Origin of the sequence: Neogemmobacter tilapiae (assembly GCF_014652215.1) — a bacterium.
GTDB classification, from domain to species: Bacteria; Pseudomonadota; Alphaproteobacteria; order Rhodobacterales; family Rhodobacteraceae; genus Neogemmobacter; species Neogemmobacter tilapiae.
On record NZ_BMYJ01000004.1, the window covers coordinates 319,533 to 334,785 of the forward strand.

General features: G+C 63.7%; 17 protein-coding genes. 9 read left to right on the top strand and 8 right to left on the bottom strand.

Going from position 1 to position 15,253, the window contains the following annotated elements; translation table 11 throughout:
* The first annotated feature begins 66 nt into the window (after positions 1-66).
* Positions 67-1,689: an FAD/NAD(P)-binding protein gene (locus tag IE095_RS08470; protein WP_189411189.1), complete on the top strand. Its 1,623-nt coding sequence runs from the start codon at positions 67-69 to the stop codon at positions 1,687-1,689.
* Here the strand turns inward: IE095_RS08470 and IE095_RS08475 are convergent.
* Genes IE095_RS08475 through IE095_RS08485 form a run of 3 tightly spaced genes read right to left on the bottom strand, consistent with a single transcriptional unit; the run spans position 1,686 to position 5,272 of the window.
* Complete coding sequence (locus IE095_RS08475; protein WP_189411190.1) at positions 1,686-1,934, bottom strand: DUF2934 domain-containing protein; 249 nt, start codon at positions 1,932-1,934, stop codon at positions 1,686-1,688. The genes IE095_RS08470 and IE095_RS08475 overlap by 4 nt on opposite strands.
* 39 nt (positions 1,935-1,973) lie before the next feature.
* Complete coding sequence (glgX, locus tag IE095_RS08480) at positions 1,974-4,019, bottom strand: glycogen debranching protein GlgX (protein ID WP_189411191.1); 2,046 nt, start codon at positions 4,017-4,019, stop codon at positions 1,974-1,976.
* A gap of 14 nt (positions 4,020-4,033) precedes the next feature.
* Positions 4,034-5,272 (bottom strand): sugar phosphate nucleotidyltransferase, encoded by a 1,239-nt coding sequence (locus IE095_RS08485; protein ID WP_229804650.1) that lies wholly within the window; start codon positions 5,270-5,272, stop codon positions 4,034-4,036.
* Positions 5,273-5,486: 214 nt separating this feature from the next.
* Between IE095_RS08485 and IE095_RS08490 the strand changes: the two genes are divergently transcribed.
* Positions 5,487-5,981, top strand: coding sequence for a PRC-barrel domain-containing protein (locus IE095_RS08490; RefSeq protein WP_189411192.1), 495 nt, complete (start codon positions 5,487-5,489; stop codon positions 5,979-5,981).
* 52 nt (positions 5,982-6,033) lie between these two features.
* On the opposite strand, the gene IE095_RS08495 is transcribed toward IE095_RS08490, so the two are convergent.
* The gene (locus IE095_RS08495) at positions 6,034-6,381 is read right to left on the bottom strand and encodes a hypothetical protein (protein WP_189411193.1); all 348 of its coding nucleotides are present in this window, start codon (positions 6,379-6,381) and stop codon (positions 6,034-6,036) included.
* A gap of 265 nt (positions 6,382-6,646) precedes the next feature.
* Between IE095_RS08495 and IE095_RS08500 the strand changes: the two genes are divergently transcribed.
* Together IE095_RS08500 and IE095_RS08505 are read left to right on the top strand one after the other, a co-directional pair.
* Complete coding sequence (locus IE095_RS08500) at positions 6,647-7,999, top strand: MATE family efflux transporter (RefSeq protein WP_189411194.1); 1,353 nt, start codon at positions 6,647-6,649, stop codon at positions 7,997-7,999.
* Complete coding sequence (locus IE095_RS08505) at positions 7,999-8,436, top strand: glyoxalase superfamily protein (RefSeq protein ID WP_189411195.1); 438 nt, start codon at positions 7,999-8,001, stop codon at positions 8,434-8,436. The genes IE095_RS08500 and IE095_RS08505 overlap by 1 nt, the downstream gene beginning before the upstream one ends.
* Before the next feature lie 60 nt (positions 8,437-8,496).
* Here the strand turns inward: IE095_RS08505 and IE095_RS08510 are convergent, their stop codons facing one another.
* The gene (locus IE095_RS08510) at positions 8,497-8,670 is read right to left on the bottom strand and encodes a DUF1328 domain-containing protein (protein ID WP_189411196.1); all 174 of its coding nucleotides are present in this window, start codon (positions 8,668-8,670) and stop codon (positions 8,497-8,499) included.
* Between the two features lie 150 nt (positions 8,671-8,820).
* A complete protein-coding gene (locus tag IE095_RS08515) occupies positions 8,821-9,018 on the bottom strand; it encodes a CsbD family protein (RefSeq protein ID WP_189411197.1) in 198 nt (65 codons plus the stop codon).
* 120 nt (positions 9,019-9,138) lie between these two features.
* Here IE095_RS08515 and IE095_RS08520 point away from each other — a divergent pair, with 120 nt between their 5' ends.
* The gene (locus IE095_RS08520) at positions 9,139-10,935 is read left to right on the top strand and encodes an AI-2E family transporter (protein ID WP_189411198.1); all 1,797 of its coding nucleotides are present in this window, start codon (positions 9,139-9,141) and stop codon (positions 10,933-10,935) included.
* 12 nt (positions 10,936-10,947) lie between these two features.
* Here IE095_RS08520 and IE095_RS08525 read toward each other — a convergent pair whose 3' ends face one another.
* Together IE095_RS08525 and IE095_RS08530 are read right to left on the bottom strand one after the other, a co-directional pair.
* Entirely contained in the window at positions 10,948-12,039 is a 1,092-nt protein-coding gene (locus IE095_RS08525) for a sensor histidine kinase (RefSeq protein WP_189411199.1), read from the bottom strand.
* Between the two features lie 140 nt (positions 12,040-12,179).
* The gene (locus IE095_RS08530) at positions 12,180-12,683 is read right to left on the bottom strand and encodes a YciE/YciF ferroxidase family protein (RefSeq protein ID WP_189411200.1); all 504 of its coding nucleotides are present in this window, start codon (positions 12,681-12,683) and stop codon (positions 12,180-12,182) included.
* Positions 12,684-12,829: 146 nt separating this feature from the next.
* Between IE095_RS08530 and IE095_RS08535 the strand changes: the two genes are divergently transcribed.
* The 4 genes from IE095_RS08535 to IE095_RS08550 all read left to right on the top strand — a co-directional run bounded on the left by IE095_RS08535 (position 12,830) and on the right by IE095_RS08550 (position 15,219).
* Positions 12,830-13,354 (top strand): hypothetical protein, encoded by a 525-nt coding sequence (locus IE095_RS08535; protein WP_189411201.1) that lies wholly within the window; start codon positions 12,830-12,832, stop codon positions 13,352-13,354.
* Between the two features lie 104 nt (positions 13,355-13,458).
* A complete protein-coding gene (locus IE095_RS08540; protein ID WP_189411202.1) occupies positions 13,459-13,977 on the top strand; it encodes a hypothetical protein in 519 nt (172 codons plus the stop codon).
* Positions 13,974-14,351 (top strand): phage holin family protein, encoded by a 378-nt coding sequence (locus IE095_RS08545; RefSeq protein WP_189411203.1) that lies wholly within the window; start codon positions 13,974-13,976, stop codon positions 14,349-14,351. The genes IE095_RS08540 and IE095_RS08545 overlap by 4 nt, the downstream gene beginning before the upstream one ends.
* Positions 14,338-15,219 (top strand): hypothetical protein, encoded by an 882-nt coding sequence (locus IE095_RS08550; protein WP_189411204.1) that lies wholly within the window; start codon positions 14,338-14,340, stop codon positions 15,217-15,219. The genes IE095_RS08545 and IE095_RS08550 overlap by 14 nt, the downstream gene beginning before the upstream one ends.
* The last annotated feature ends 34 nt before the right edge of the window (positions 15,220-15,253 follow it).

The following is a 15,253-nucleotide window of genomic DNA, read 5'->3' on the forward strand; positions in this document are numbered from 1 at the left end:
GGGACATTTGCAGCACGGAACCCAAGGGGTGAGGCGGGGGTTGTTCTGCGTCAAGAGGAGAGCGTGATGCCGCAGCGGATTGCGATTGTAGGAACAGGGCCGACGGGGATTTACACGCTGAAGGCCTTGGCCGATCTGGGGTTGGCGCGGGCTGTGACCTTGTTCGAAGGCGGGCCGCAGGCGGGGCGGGGGATGCCCTATGCACCGGGGCAGAACACGCCGGAAATGCTGGCGAATATCGGCAGTATTGAGATTCCGCCCTTGGGGCAAAGCTATCTGGATTGGCTGGAAGGAGCGGGCGCGGGGCGGTTGGCGGATTATGGGCTGGGGCCAGAGGTTGTGGATGAGCGGGCCTTTCTGCCGCGCCTTTTGCTGGGCGATTGGTTTGCCGATGAATTGGCGGGGCTGGTGCAGGCGACGGGTGCGCGGGTGTTGACCGGAGCCGAGGTGGTGGATGTGAAGCCGGGGGCAGGCGAGGTGCGGCTGGTCTGGCGGCAGGATGGCGCGCTGCATGAGGCGGAGTTTGACCGGGTGGTGCTGGCGACGGGGCATGTCTGGCCCGAGCAGGATCAGGCGGCGGTGGGGCGTTTCACCTCGCCCTGGCCTGCGATGGCGCTGGGCGATGTTGGGGCCGAGACCGTGGGCATTCTGGGCAGTTCGCTTTCGGCGATTGATGCGGCGCTGGCCTTGGCCTGTGCGCAAGGGCGGTTTGAGCGGGTGAAGGGGGAGTTGGACTATATTGGCGATCCGGGCAGCGAGGGGCTGCGGATGGTGATGCTGTCGCGGAACGGGCTGCTGCCCGAGGCGGATTTCTGGTGCCCCTTGCCCTATGAACCCTTGGTGGTTTGCACGGATGAGGCTTTGGCCAAGGCACGGGGTTTGGGCAGCAAGGGTTTGCTGGACCGGGTCTTTGCGCTGATGAAGGCGGAAATCACCCTGGCCGATCCGGGCTTTGCGGCGCGGCGCTATCTGGGCAAGGCGCGGGTGGAGGATTTTCCGGCGCTGGTCTTTGGGCGGCGCAAGAAGATGGACGCGTTTGATTGGGCCGAGGCCAATCTGGCCGAGACTTTGGCGAACCATAAGGCGCAAAAGGTGGTGGGTTGGCGCTATGCGATCCTGCGGCTGCATGAAGAGGTGGGGGCCTTGCTGCCAGCGATGACGGCGGCGGACCGGACGCGGTTTGAGCGGTTTTTAAAGCCGGTCTTTACCGACAATTACGCGGCAGTGCCGCCCTTGTCGATTGAACGGCTGTTGGCGCTGCATCGGGCGGGGCGGCTTCGGGTTTTGGCGATGGGGGAGAATTATCGGCTGCGGCCTGCGTCTTCGGGCGTGACGCTGGCCTGCAAGGCGGGGCGGTTCCGCTTTTCGGTCTTTGTCGACGCGCGGGGGCAGGGCAAGCGGGGGCAGGGGCAATGGCCCTTCCCGACGATGCGGGCGATGCTGGGGCGCGGGGCGGGGCCGATGGATCTGGACGGGGCGTTCCGGCCCAAGGGGATGGGGCGGGTGCATGTGCTGGCGCTGCCTTGGCTGCTGGAGCGGAACCCTTTCGTGCAGGGCATTGGGGCCAGCCGTGACTTGGCGGCCAGGGTGGCGGCGGCGGTGGCCGTGGAAAATGCGATGATCCCGGCGGAAGGGCCGGGATCTTTGGGTCTGTGGGCCAAGCAAAGGGCCGGGTCGCGCTGGGCTTAGCTTGCCTTGCGGCGGCTGCGGGGCGGGGCCTTTGTTTCGGTGGTGGCCGAGGCATCGGCCAAGGCCACCTGCGCGGGGCTGCCCTTGCCACGGCTGCGTTTGGGCTTCACGGCGGGTTCATTGGCGCGGGCGATGTCGTCCTGGGCCTGCTGCCAATGGCGTTCGCTGGCGCCTTCGGGGCGGCCCTCGGCCTCCCACATGTCATAGGCGCGTTCGCGGATCAGTTGTTCCTGATGGGCGGTCATGAGGATTCCTTTCGCTGTGAGAAGACACGGCCCGAAGGATCAGGCCTTTTCAAAGAGAGTGACGCTTTGCCAGCCAAGACCCACCTTGCCATGCTCTGTCCCATCGGCCAAGCGGCCTTGTTCGGTGCTGGTGTCGGCCCGACGGTGCCAATCGCCCTCGGGCAGGGTCAAGGTGGCATCATCGCCCCGGTTCAGCACGATCAAAAGGGCAGGGCGTTCTGCCCGTTCCATGTGCAGCGCAAGGGTGCCTGCCTGCGGATCGTGCCAATCGGCATCCTCCATCCAGCGGCCTTCGGGGTGCCACCACCCGGCTTTTAGGCTTTCGCCCCCGGCGAAGTCGGCGGTTGAGAGTGCGAGTTCCTGACGGAGCGCGATGAGGGCCGCGACGGTATCGGCCAGTTCGGTGCGCGGGTTGGACCAGTCGATCCAGGCGAGTTCATTGTCTTGGGCATAGGCGTTGTTGTTGCCCTGCTGGGACTGGCCGATTTCATCGCCCGCCAGCAGCATGGGCACGCCTTGCGACAAGATCAGGGTTGCCAGCATAGCCTTGGCGCGGCGGATGCGGGCGGTGTTGATGCCTTGGTCGTCGGTCGGGCCTTCGGCCCCCAGATTGTGCGATAGGTTGTTGCTGTGGCCATCGGCCCCATTCTCGCTGTTCGCGTCGTTGTGCTTTTCGTTGTAGGAAACCGTGTCCCAAAGGGTAAAGCCGTCATGGGCGGCGAGGAAATTGATGGACGAGGTGGCCGGGCGGCGGGAATGGTCGAATTGGGTGGGCGAGCCGAGCAGGCGCTGCGAAAGGCGGGGGGCCAAGGCATCATCGCGCCGCCAGAAGGCACGGGTGTCGTCGCGGAATTTGTCGTTCCATTCGCGGAAGGGCCAGGGAAAGCCGCCGACCTGATAGCCGCCGTCGCCGATGTCCCAAGGTTCGGCGATCAGTTTCACTTGGGACAGGACCGGGTCTTGGCGGATGGCGTTGAAGAACGCGCCTTCGCGTTCAAAGCCGCTCGATTCCCGGCCAAGGGTTGAGGCAAGGTCAAAGCGGAAGCCATCGACATGGCAGACCTGCACCCAATAGCGCAAGGAATCCAGCACCATGCGCAGGACCATCGGATGGGCGATGTTGAGCGTGTTGCCGCAGCCCGTGGTGTCAAAGCAATGGCGGGGATTTTCGGCCAGCATGTAATAGCTGGCATTGTCGATGCCCCGGAAGGACAGGGTGGGGCCCAGTTCGCTGCCCTCGGCGGTGTGGTTGTAGACGACATCCAAGATCACCTCGATCCCCGCGGCGTGGAAGCGTTTCACCGCCTCTTTCACCTCGCGGATGCGGCCGGTTTTCAGATAGGGGGCGTTGGGGGCGAAAAAGCCCAAGGAATTGTAACCCCAATAGTTCGACAGGCCCTTTTCGATCAAATGGCGGTCTTGGGCGAAGAAATGGATGGGCAAGAGTTCGATGGCGGTGACGCCCAGCTTTGTCAGATGGTCCAGCACGGGTTGGCTGGCGAGGCCTTGAAAGGTGCCACGGTCATCTTCGGGGATATCCGGGTGGCGCATGGTCAGGCCCTTGACATGGGCCTCATAGATCACGGTTTTTTCCCATGGGTGGGAAAGGGTGCGGTCGGCGTCCCAGTCAAAGGCGGGGTCGGCGACCACGGCCTTGGGCATGAAAGGGGCGCTGTCACGGTCGTCGCGTTCCAGATCCAAGCCGCCGACCGGATAGCCGAACAGCGCATCATCCCATTGCAGCGGCCCGCGAATTTCGCGGGCGTAAGGGTCGAGCAGCAGCTTGGCGGGGTTGAAGCGGTGGCCCTGTTCCGGCGCATAGGGGCCGTGGACGCGGTAGCCGTAAACCTGCCCCGGCCCGGCCCCTTGGACATAGCCGAACCAGATGCCGCCTTCCATCTGGGGCAGGTCAAAGCGGGCGATTTCGTTGCGGCCTTCGTCGTCGTAAAGGCAAAGTTCCAACCGTTCGGCATGGTCGCTGAACAGGGCAAAATTGGTGCCTTCGGCATCGCATTCCGCGCCCAAGGTTTCGGGGCGGCCCTTTTCGGGGACAAGGGTCAGCGTCTGTTTTTTCACGTCGAACATGGGGAACCTTTGGGTCAGGCGCGCAGCGGCGCGAATTTCGGGGCAAGGCCGGAAAGGGGCAGACGGCTTGGGCGACTCATCGCGCGGCGCACGATCATTTGGGTGGTGATCAGTGTGGTGCCGCCTTCGGTGCGGCGGAACCAGCGGGCGTCTTCCTCGGGGTCTTCGCCGACGACAAGGCCCGCAGGAACATTGGTGCCGGGGGCGACGATGACATTGCTGAGGCGAACGCCGGTGCCCAGACGCGCGCCGGGGAGGATCACGCTGTTTTCGAGCAGGGTCCAGCGGTGGGCGGCGTCGGGGCGGTGGCGGGGGGCGCGCAGCGACAGACCGGCGATGCCCAGGGAAAAGCCGAATTGCAGCGCGTCATGGGCGGAGGGTGCGCCAAGGCCAGGCAGGGCAAAGGGCGGCTGTCCGGACTGGAAATCCAGTTGCGCGGTGCGATAGGCGTCGAGGGTGCCGACATCGCGCCAATAAGGCTCGGCCCCGGCTGCGCCGCTGCGCCAGACCTGCATTTGGGTCGAATGCACCGCCACGGGCAGAATGTCCTTGCCGAAATCATGGCTGGACAGCGGATCGGCGGCATCGGTGGCCAGAACCGCGCGCAGCCAGCGCCAGTCAAAGACATAGATGCCCATGTTCACCAGCGAACGCCCCGGCGCATCGGCCAAGGTTGGCGGATGCAGCGGCTTTTCGACAAAGCCGGTGACGCGGCCTGTGGCATCCGCCTCGATCACGCCGAAACCGCGCGCTTCGGCCATGGGGACGGTGGTCGCCGCCAAGGTGACATCGGCCCCGCTGGCCCGATGGGCGTCAATCATCGCGGCATAGTCCATTTGATAGACATGATCGCCTGACAGAACGATGACCTGTTCCGTGCCCAAGGCATCCAGTTGTGCTGCATTGGCCCAGACGGCATCGGCGGTGCCCAGATAGCCGCGCGCGGTGGTGGCCATGCCTTCGCGCAGGATCAGCCCGTCGCTGGGGAAATGGCGGCCCCATTGCGCGGGGATATGCGCGTGCAGCGTTTCTGGGCGATACTGGGTGGCGACGATCAGGTTTTCGATGCCCGCCTGCACGGCATTGGCCAAGGTAAAGTCGATGATCCGCCGGTTGCCGCCGAAGAACACCGCCGGTTTCGCCTCGGCCTTGGTCAGTTCATGCAGCCGCGTGCCCTGACCCCCGGCCAGCAAAACGGCCGTCACACCTTTCATCGAAACATGCGACTGTTGCCGCTGAACCGCGATGTTCATCGTCCTCTCCCGTCTTTTATTGATGCGGGTGGAACGCGGCTGGGGGCGGTTTGGTTCCGCAACCTTGGCGGGTTTCTGCGCAAGCAGCATGAGGATGGGCCGCATTCCGCCGAAAGGGTGGAAAGGGCAGAAATGTCGGAACCATATCGACCGCCGTGCATTGGTTGGGCAAGCGTGATGACACGCCAAATATCGGAAAAGATGGAGAAATGTTATGAAACATCTTATGCTTTCCACGGCGCTTTTGGCCGGTTCGACCTTTGCAGTGATGGCGCAGGACACGACCTTGCCTGCGGAAACCGCCCCCGAAATCGTGGCCCCGGATGCGGGCACGGGCGATGTGGCGGTGGCGCCGGAAGTGATGCCGGAGGCGACCGAAGAAGCACCTGCCGTGGCCGACGCGACCCCGGTCGAGGACTATGAGGCTGTTGATACGGCAGCGCTGACCAGCGAAGAACTGACCGGCGCGCGGGTCTATGACGCGAATGACGAATGGATCGGCGAAGTGTCGGAACTGGTGCTGACGGACGAAGGCCAAATTGCCAACGCGGTGGTCGATGTCGGTGGGTTTCTGGGGATTGGCGAAAAGCCGGTTGCCTTGGAACTGGGCGAGATGAACATCGTGCGGGATGCCGATGGGTCAGAGCTGCGCATCGAAGTGGCGATGACGAAGGAACAGCTGGAGGCGCTGCCGCGCTTTGAAGGCTAAGCTTCGTCGCAAGAGGGGAAAGGCCCGCCGGTTGGCGGGCCTTTTTCCATGACTACCAAGCGCAGACCGAGACGGTTTCGTTCTGCCAACAGGCCTCATTCCGGCGCAAAGTGCCCAAGGGCGCATGGGCGCGGGAGGTTGGAACATAGGCCCCGCCGCTGTCTTGATCGGCGTTCCAATGGCCCATGGCTGTGCCATCGGGATCAACATAGACATAGGCGAACCACGGGTTGTCGGGCGCGCTGATCTGAAAATCGCCGCCATCGCCCATCGGGCTGAATTCACAGGGACCGTCCATATAGGTGGTCCCTTCAACAGTCAGTTGGCATTTGGCGGATTTGGCGAAACCGGGGCTTGCGAGGATGGTTGCCGCAAGGATGCAAAGACTAAGTTTGCGCATCAGAATGCTCCTAAAAGAAAATTCAAAATCGAGATCTGAGCGTAGCAAGCAAAGCTGCGACTTGGCCAGAGCGAAGTCAGCCGTTGCCCACGGCCTTGACACCCCCCCGCAAAGCCCCTAAGCAGACCGCCGGTATCGGGCACCGGCCGCCTGCGACGCAAGTCACGGTGAAGCCCGAGGAATGACAACTCACCCTCGAAGCATTTCGCAGGTGGGCAATGCAGGCTCCCATCCATCCTGAAATGCCTTGAAAGAGGAGTGAGCGATGTCAAAAGGGCACGCTGCGAACAATGCGTTTTTGTCGGCCCCGGTGGGTCGGCTTTTTATGTCCAACGCTTTGCCGATGACGGTGGTCCTGTCGATGGGCGGGATTCTGAGTGTGGTGGATGGGGTCTTTGTTGGCCATTTTGTCGGGGCCGAGGCCTTGGCAGCGGTGAGCCTTGGCTTTCCGGTGGTGATGATCCTGACGGCGCTGTCCACGCTGATCGGCGGGGGTATGTCTAGCCTGATGGCGCGGCAGTTGGGGGCGGGGGATAGGGAGGCCGCAGGGGCCAGTTTTGCGCGGGCGCATGGGCTGGCGCTGGTTCTGTCGGGCTTGGGTATCGGGTTGTTCCTGATGGGGGGCAGGGCGATGCTGGGGGCCCTCGCGCCGGAGGACGGGCCGGTTGCGGCGATGGCCTATGGCTATCTGCTGATCCTGATTTTGGCGATGCCGGTGCAGTTGATCTTGGGCCTGCACGCCGATGCCTTTCGCAATGAGGGGCGGGCGGGGCTGGTGGCGCTGCTGTCGTTTTTCGTAAACCTAGCGAATATGGCGGGCAATTATGCGCTGATCGTCTGGTGTGATCTGGGCCTTGCCGGATCTGCCTTGGGCACAGTGCTGGCACAGGTTTTGGGGTTGGGGCTGCTGATCCTTGTGCGGGCGCGGGCGGGGCAGGGCCTGCCCTTGGCGATGCTGTGGCGGCATCGCTGGACGGGGGGCTGGGGGCCTATGCTGCTGTTGGGCGCGCCGCTTTGTCTGGGGTTCATCGGGATCGCTGTGGTGGCGATGGCGGTGATCGTGACCCTGCGGATGGTGGCGGGGGCGGACTATGGCGTGCTGGTGGCGGGCTATGGGGTGGTGACGCGGCTGCTGGGTTTTGCTTTTCTGCCGCAGATGGCAATGGCCTTGGCGATGCAAAGCATCGTGGGGAACAACCACGGGGCGGGGTTGCAGGATCGGGCTGTGGCGGTGCTGCGGTTGGCGATGGTCTGCGCCTTTGTCTGGTGCCTGATGGTGGCGGTGGTGTTGGTGGGGTTGGGGCCAAGGGTGGGCACGATCTTTGCCAATGATGCGGCCTTGGGCGAGGCGGTGAGCGGAATGCTGCGGCCGATGATGGGGCTTTATGCGTTTTCCGGCCCCGTTTTGGTTCTGGCGCTGTATTTTCAGGCGGTGGGGCGGCCTGCGGCAACGGCTTTGCTGACCTTGGTCAAGCCTTGGCTGCTGACGCCTATTTTGGTGCTGTTGGCTGGTTTCTTGTGGGGGGCTGGCGGGATCTGGTGGGCCTATCCGCTGGCGGATGGGGGGATGGTGATGGCTGCGCTTTGGTTGCTGCGGTGGGTTCGGAAGGGGGCGTGATGCTGGAAACTGTTGGAGAGGCGAAGGCGCAGGCGAAATTGCTGCGCAGCAGGCTGCTGGCGGAGGGGCAGGTGATCAGCCACTCGGAGGCGTTGGAGCGGGTGGCGCATTTGGCGGGGGCGCGGGACTGGAACACGCTGCACGCGCGGCTGGCCAAGGGGCAAGCTCGGGTGGAGCTGGCCTTGGGCGATGCGGTGCGGGGGCAGTATCTGGGACAGGATTTCACCGGGCGGATCATGGCGCTTGCCGCCGAGGGCGACGGGCGCGCGGTGGAGATACGCTTTGACGAGGCGGTGGATGTGGTGCGTTTCGACAGCTTTTCCAACCTGCGGCGGCAGGTGCGGGGGGTGATTGATGCCTGGGGAAATTCGGCTGAGAAAACCTCGGACGGGGTGCCGCAATTGCGGGTGCGGCGGGTTTTGTCCGATCCGCGCTGATCGCAAGGGAAAAGCCGCCAGATTTCTCTGGCGGCTTTTGCCCTTTGGTCTGGCAGGGGATCAGACCGGGGGGCGTCCCTGAATCGCGCGGGCGATCATCGCCACCACGAACAGAACGATAAAGATGAAGAACAGGATCTGTGCGATCCCGGCGGAAGTGCCGGCGATGCCGCCAAAGCCCAAGGCGGCGGCGATCAAAGCGACAACAAGGAAGGTCAGTGCCCAACCCAGCATGATGGTCTCCTTTGTGACAGAAGGCGCGGTGTCGCGCCGATTGAACCGTTAACGCGATGGTCTGCGGGCGGTTCCAAGCGATGCAAAGAAAATCGGGGCGCAAAGAAAAAGGCCCGCCTTGGGGGCGGGCCTTTCTGGACTGGGGCGCGGTTAGAGGGTGCGCATCCAGTTTTCAACCTCGCGCTCGGCCTCTTCCTTGGCGCGGCCATAGCGGCTTTGGACAAGGCCCACGATCTCTTCGCGCTTGCCTTTGATCTTGGCCCAATCGTCGCCGGTGATGTCGCCCCAGGTCTGTTGGGCTTTGCCGGCGAATTGTTTCCAGCCGCCTTCGATCTGATCCCAGTTCATGGTCGATCCTTTCATGTTACATCTGCACCACAAACGCCCGGCGGCGCGGTTGGTTCCCGAAAGGTGCAGGGAACCGGCGGGGGGTGGCCGTTGTTCATGAGGATCAGTCAGGGGGGCGTCATGGGTTACATTCCGGCGGGCAAGGACGGCAGGTATTGGGTGCAGCCCCCGACGCAGGGGGGGGCGATCACGCCGACGGTGGTGATCAGCACGATTGTCGCGGTGGCCGTGCTGCATGTCGGGCAAGAGGTGTTCCTGCCGCTGGCGATTGCCTTGCTGATCACCTTTGCGCTGTCGCCCTTGGTGACGATGCTGCGCAAATTGGGCCTGCCGATGCTTCTGTCGGTGCTGGCTGTGGTGACCTTTGCCTTTCTGCTGATCGGGGCCTTTCTGTTGCTGGTCGTGTCGCAGCTGGGCCTGTTGGCGCAGAACCTGCCGACCTTTCAGGCGAATATCCTGACCAAGCTGGAGGCGTTGCAAGGCGAAGGAAGTGGGTTGATGGCGCGGTTGGCGGATATGCTGACCGTGATCAACGAACGGATTTCTGCAGCCGTGCCGGGGCCCGAGACGCAACAGCCGATGCCGGTGGAGGTGGTGGAAAAGCAAAGCGCCGTCGATATGTTGCGCGATCTGGTGCTGCCCTTGATCAGCCCGGTGGCGACGACGGGGCTGGTGATGGTGGTCGTGATCTTCATGCTGCTGGAGCGGGAGGAACTGCGGGATCGTTTCATTCGGTTGATTGGGGCGAATGACCTGCACCGGACGACGGAACTGCTGGAGGATGCGGGGGCGCGGGTCGGGCAATATCTGCTGATGCAGTTGTTGGTGAACACGATCTATGCGGTGCCGGTTGGGTTGGGCCTGTGGATGATCGGGGTGCCGAATGCGCTGCTTTGGGGGATGCTGACGCTGGTCTTGCGTTTCGTGCCCTATATCGGGTCGGTGCTGGCGGCGGCCTTTCCGCTGTTCCTTTCCTTTGCGGTGTCGCCCGATTGGTCGGCGGTGTTGTGGACCGGGGCGCTGTTCGCGGGGGTGGAGGCGCTGACCTCGAATGTGATCGAGCCTTGGCTTTACGGATCGCGGACGGGGGCCTCGCCCTTGGCGATCATTGTGGCGGCGATTTTCTGGACCTGGATCTGGGGGCCGTTGGGTCTGGTGCTGTCCACGCCCCTGACGGTCTGTTTGGTGGTGTTGGGGCGGCATATTCCGCAGTTTAAGTTGTTCGATATCCTGTTCGGGGATGAGCCAGTCTTGCCACCGCATGCGCGGCTGTATCAGCGGTTGTTGGCAGGCGACGCGGTGGAGGCGGCGGCGCGGGCAGATGAGGCTTTGCGGGCGCAGAAGCTGGAGGATTACTATCGCGATACCGGGATTCCCGCGCTGTTGTTGGCGCAGTCGGACTATGACCGGGGCGTGCTGAGTGCGGCGCAAGAGGACCGGGTGGCCGAGGTGGCGGGCCAGTTGGTGAATGATATGGCAGCGGTGGCCGAGGATGAGGGGCAGGGGGCCGAGGCCGGGCCGGGCGTGACGCTGGTCGGGGGGCGGACCTCGCTGGATGATGTGTCGGCGGTGATGTTGGGGCAGATGTTGGAGGCGCGGGGGCAGAAGGTGCGGGCCTTGACCCATGCCGATCTGATGCCCGCGCGGCTGGGGGCCTTGGCCGATGGGGGGCAGGCGGTTGTGCTGTGCTTTCTGGATCCGGCCCCGTCACGGGCGTCCTTGCTGCATATCCGGCGGATCAAGCGGTCGCATCCGGGGCTGCGCGTGGGGGTGATGATCTGGGGCGTGCCCGAGGGCCTGGACAAGAACGGCATCCGCAGCCCGGTGGAGGCCAAACTGGCCGAAGCGGGCAGTCTGGGCGCGGATTTTGTGGTGTGCAGTCTGGACGGGGTGATGGTGGAACTGGGAGTCGGCTGAGGCGCGGGCGTCTTAACGAACCGGCACCGCGTCAAAGGCCAAGGTTGACAGCGCGCCGCCACCCGGCGCGTTGGTGATGGTCAACTGACCGCCCAATTGCGCAGCGAATTGGCGGGCGATGCCCAGACCCAGACTGCGGCTTTTTTCGACGGCGAAACCTTCGGGCACGCCTGCGCCATGATCACGGACGGCGATGACGACATGGAAGGCCCCTTCTTCCTCGGGCGAGGGGGCGACCTGCATGGTGATTTCGATGGGCTTGTCTGGCCCAGCCTCGGCCCCGTGTTCGACGGCATTCATCAACACTTCGCTGACGATCAGGCCCAAGGGAATGGCCTTGTCATGCGCCAGCGCAAAGGACTGCGTTGACAGCGTGACCTTCTGCGCCTCGGCGGCGCCGGCGGCATCGAGGCAGTCGTCGACCAAGTCTTGCAGGAAAGCGCCGATGTCGATGCTTTGGATGTTGGGCGAATGCAGCCGCCGTTGCAGGCGTGAAATGGTGCTGATCCGAAGCTGCGCTTCGGACAGGGCCTTTTTGCCATCGGCATCCTCAACCCGGCTGGCCTGCATCCGCAGCAGGGCGGCGACGGTGGCCAGATTGTTCGACACGCGATGCTGCAATTCGTTGAACATCAACTCCCGTGCATGGGCGAGTTCAAAACTGCGCTTTTCTTCGCGCGCGAGGCGGCGGAGGGCGACACCGGTGGCGGCGATGAAGGTAAGTTCGGTCGTCACGACAAGGGTGTAGAACATCATGGCGACGATGGAGCCGCCGTTGATGTGAAAGCTCCAGACCGGTGGGATGAAGAAGAACCACGACGAAAGGCCGCTGACGACGGCCACCGCGATGCCCAAGCGCATGCCGGAAAATACCGAAGTGATCAGGACTGCGGGGAAGAAGGTCAGAAACGGAAAACCGGGGGGCAGTTGTTCATCAAAGATGAACCGCACGGCAAGGGCCGTGGCAAAACACAGCACCGCAAAAGCATAGCGGAAGGCCGGACTGCGGGGCGTCAGGATCAGTTCGCCCAGCTCGCCCAGAAAGTCGGGTTTTCCATTGCGGCGCTTTAAAGCCAATCCGCGCCGCCGTTCGAGTCGTTCCATCCGCACTCCTTGGCGCGTCATGATTCGCGGCCCGATCTATATGGACATTAACATCGGTTTGGCTGGGAACAGCAAGAGAACAAGATACCAAAACAGCCGCGCCTTGCGAGCGCGGCTGTCTGGGGTTGAAACGTGGATGTTTACGCAGCCTTGGCGTTCAACTGCCCCTCGGCCAAGGCCGAGAGCGACTTGTCCGCCGCGTATTCCTGATCGAGGATTCCCTTGATCAGCTTGGCGGCCTCTTTCATTTTCAACTGCACCGCATAGGCATGCATCGAACCGTAGCGGCTGATCTCATAATGCTCCACCGCCTGGGCCGAAAAGATGATGGCCGAGTCGTTGGCGGCGCCATCCTGAAAATCTTCCAGCAGGCTGGTCGCCTCTTCCAGAATGCCGTCCATCGCGTCGCATTTTTCGGCCTTGGGGCGTTTGCCCAAAAGTTCAAAGACCTGCTCCAGTACCTCGATCTGGCTTTGGGTTTCATCGCGGTGGGCGGTTAGCGCGTCTTTCAGCGCCGGGTCGTTGGCCGCCTTGATCATCTTGGGCAGCGAACGATAGATTTTCTTTTCGGCGTAATACATGTCTTTCAGGGCATGTTCGAACAGGGCGTCCAGACCCATCGTTTCCTTGGTCTTGGTGGTCATGTCATTTCTCCCATCAGGGCGGCGGTTGGCCGCGATGGGGACACAACGCGGGGATGTGGGACGGGTTCCAAGTGTTGTGAAAGGCGCGGCGGGGAACCGCTGGGCGGTTTGGGCGTTGTCGGCGCATCAGATGAAAGGTGCTTCCGATGAAAAACGCAGGAACATCGCAAAAGGGCCCGCTGTTGGTCGTCACTGCCGCTGCCATCGCGCATCCGGCGGTCGAGGCGCATGTGGCGCGGGGCGGGCGGCTGGTGGTGGCGGGGGATGATCCGATCCGCATGTCGCTGGCGGGGGCCTTGTTCCCGCAGGCCGGTCGGGTCTGGACGAACCTTTCGTCCTCGGCGCAGGTGAATGCTTTGGCGGCACAGGTCGGGCCTTGTGATGGGTTTCTGCATCTGGTGGCGCCGGGTGCCGATACGGCGCGTGAGACGATGGTGGTCATCGGCTTGATCCTGGCGTTCCTGCCGAACCTTTCGGCGGGGGCCAAGGTGCAGGTGGTGGGGTCGAATGCGGCGATGCTGGCCTCGCTGAACACGCTGGCGGCGCGGTTGAAAGGCCGCCGGATGCCCGCTTTCTGCTTTGATGGTGACACCGCACATGAGCCTGCGTTTTCGGCGCTGAATTTCCTGAAAGCCGCAGGGAACCCGATCGCGCGACCGGCGTTGATCTGACAGACGGACGGGCGATAGGTCGCCCGTTTTGAGAAAACCTAACAACCGTTCACTTTGAACCTGCCTTGGGGCGGGATGGTGAACTTTTGACGAAGGAGAAGGCCATGAACGCGACAACGATCAAAGACCGTGCGGCGGAAGCGGCAGAGAACCTGAAAGACGCGGCCCGCGAAAAGCTGGGCCAAGCAAGCGACAGCGCGCGCAGCATGGGCGTGACGGTGAAGGAAAAGGCGGGTGAAACGGCCAGCGCTGTTCTGGATGCCGCCGCATCGCGCGCCGATGTCGCCAAGGACAAGCTGGTGGACGGCGCGGATCGTCTGGAAAACCGGCTGCGGGACATGGCTTCGGAAGACGAAAGCCTTCAGGCCCGGCTGCTGGGTAAGGCGGCGGATGGTGTTTCGGCGGCGACTGACAGCCTGCGCGACCGCAAATTGACCGATCTGGCCGAGGATGTGAAGGCCTTGGCGCGGAAACATCCGGGGGCCTTTGCGGCAGGTGCGGCGGTGCTGGGTTTTGCCCTGGCCCGTTTCGTGCGGTCGTCGGCGCGCAATGCGCGGATCGCGCGGAATGTCGACAACGCCGATCTGGCGCGGCACTGGCCCAAGGATGGAGGGCGGTCGTGAACCCGCTGAATGACGTTCTGGCCAGCTTGTCCCGGTTGATCCGGGGCGAGTTGGCCTTGGCCCGGACCGAGGCGGAAGAAGCCGCCCGGCGGGCTGGTCAGGGCGTGGTGCATCTGCTGGTGGCTTTGGTCGCGGGCATGGTGGCGCTGAATGTTCTGGCCGGGGCCGCCGTGGCCGGTGTCGCGGCCTTGGGCGTCGGGCCGCATTGGGCGGCGCTGATTGTGGGCGTGGTTCTGGCGTTGATCGCCTTGGGCTATGCGCAATATGGGCTGTCGATGCTGAAAATTCGCTCGCCCTTTCGGCGTGCGGGCCGTGGCCTGCGCCGGGATGTGGAAACTCTGAAACAAGCAGGAGGCGACAATGCACATGCATGATCCTCAGATGCACGCGGCAACGCGGATTGAAAACGAGCTGGAGGTGGAACGCACCCGGCTGGCCAAGGCGCTGGAGGCGCTGCAAGAGCGGATCTCTCCGGTGACTTTGTTGCAGGAAAACCTGCATCTGCCGGTCGAGGCCATTGACCGCGCGGTGCGGCGAAACCCGATGGCGGTGGCTTTGGCGGGCGCAGGTCTGGTTTGGCTGTTGCTGGGCCGCAAGGGCGAGCCTGCGGAGGCCAAGGCCGAAAAGCTGATGCTGAAGCGGGATGAGCTGGTGCGTTGGGAAGATGAGGGTGGCCCGCCGCCGCCGGTGGTGGATGATCAAGACGACTGGATGGATGAGGCCGAGGCGCTGCGCCAGCGGGCCTTGGCAAGTCTGGGCCGTCTGGACAATGCCGCGCGGTCGCGCCTTGCCTCGGTCGAAGAGGTGGCGCGGGCCAAGGGCCGGGTTCTGGCCGATCTGGCCGATGATCTGAAAGGCGCGATGGGGCGTGGGCTTTCGGGTCTGACCGAGGCCGCACAGGCCAAGATTCTGGCCGCGCGCGAAAAGGCCTGGGAGGCGCGTGTGGCCGCCGGAGCAGCGGCAAGCGCCGGGATCGAGCGGCATCCCTATGCCAGCGGTCTGATCGCCTTGGCGGCTGGGGCGGCGGTGGGCGCGGCCTTTGCGCCGACCGAGACGGAAAACCGTTATCTGGGGCCGGAGCGTGACCGGCTGCTGGCGATGGCGCGCCAAGCCTTGGCCGATGAAAAAGCGCGGGCGGTGCGGGCTGTGCATGTGGCGCTGCATGACGGCGTGGCGCAGACGGCGCAGCAGGCGGTGACGCATGGCGAAACCTCGCCAAAGGCGGGTCAGCCAGTGTTCTGAACCGAGGCCCATGAAACGGAAAAGGCCGCTGCGA

Excerpts from the sequence above, each read along its gene's own strand:
- IE095_RS08470 (WP_189411189.1), top strand. The coding sequence starts at position 67 with ATGCCGCAGCGGATTGCGATTGTAGGAACAGGGCCGACGGGGATTTAC.
- IE095_RS08475 (WP_189411190.1), bottom strand. The coding sequence starts at position 1,934 with ATGACCGCCCATCAGGAACAACTGATCCGCGAACGCGCCTATGACATG.
- glgX (WP_189411191.1), bottom strand. The coding sequence starts at position 4,019 with ATGTTCGACGTGAAAAAACAGACGCTGACCCTTGTCCCCGAAAAGGGC.
- IE095_RS08485 (WP_229804650.1), bottom strand. The coding sequence starts at position 5,272 with ATGAACATCGCGGTTCAGCGGCAACAGTCGCATGTTTCGATGAAAGGT.
- IE095_RS08490 (WP_189411192.1), top strand. The coding sequence starts at position 5,487 with ATGAAACATCTTATGCTTTCCACGGCGCTTTTGGCCGGTTCGACCTTT.
- IE095_RS08495 (WP_189411193.1), bottom strand. The coding sequence starts at position 6,381 with ATGCGCAAACTTAGTCTTTGCATCCTTGCGGCAACCATCCTCGCAAGC.
- IE095_RS08500 (WP_189411194.1), top strand. The coding sequence starts at position 6,647 with ATGTCAAAAGGGCACGCTGCGAACAATGCGTTTTTGTCGGCCCCGGTG.
- IE095_RS08505 (WP_189411195.1), top strand. The coding sequence starts at position 7,999 with ATGCTGGAAACTGTTGGAGAGGCGAAGGCGCAGGCGAAATTGCTGCGC.
- IE095_RS08510 (WP_189411196.1), bottom strand. The coding sequence starts at position 8,670 with ATGCTGGGTTGGGCACTGACCTTCCTTGTTGTCGCTTTGATCGCCGCC.
- IE095_RS08515 (WP_189411197.1), bottom strand. The coding sequence starts at position 9,018 with ATGAACTGGGATCAGATCGAAGGCGGCTGGAAACAATTCGCCGGCAAA.
- IE095_RS08520 (WP_189411198.1), top strand. The coding sequence starts at position 9,139 with ATGGGTTACATTCCGGCGGGCAAGGACGGCAGGTATTGGGTGCAGCCC.
- IE095_RS08525 (WP_189411199.1), bottom strand. The coding sequence starts at position 12,039 with ATGGAACGACTCGAACGGCGGCGCGGATTGGCTTTAAAGCGCCGCAAT.
- IE095_RS08530 (WP_189411200.1), bottom strand. The coding sequence starts at position 12,683 with ATGACCACCAAGACCAAGGAAACGATGGGTCTGGACGCCCTGTTCGAA.
- IE095_RS08535 (WP_189411201.1), top strand. The coding sequence starts at position 12,830 with ATGAAAAACGCAGGAACATCGCAAAAGGGCCCGCTGTTGGTCGTCACT.
- IE095_RS08540 (WP_189411202.1), top strand. The coding sequence starts at position 13,459 with ATGAACGCGACAACGATCAAAGACCGTGCGGCGGAAGCGGCAGAGAAC.
- IE095_RS08550 (WP_189411204.1), top strand. The coding sequence starts at position 14,338 with ATGCACATGCATGATCCTCAGATGCACGCGGCAACGCGGATTGAAAAC.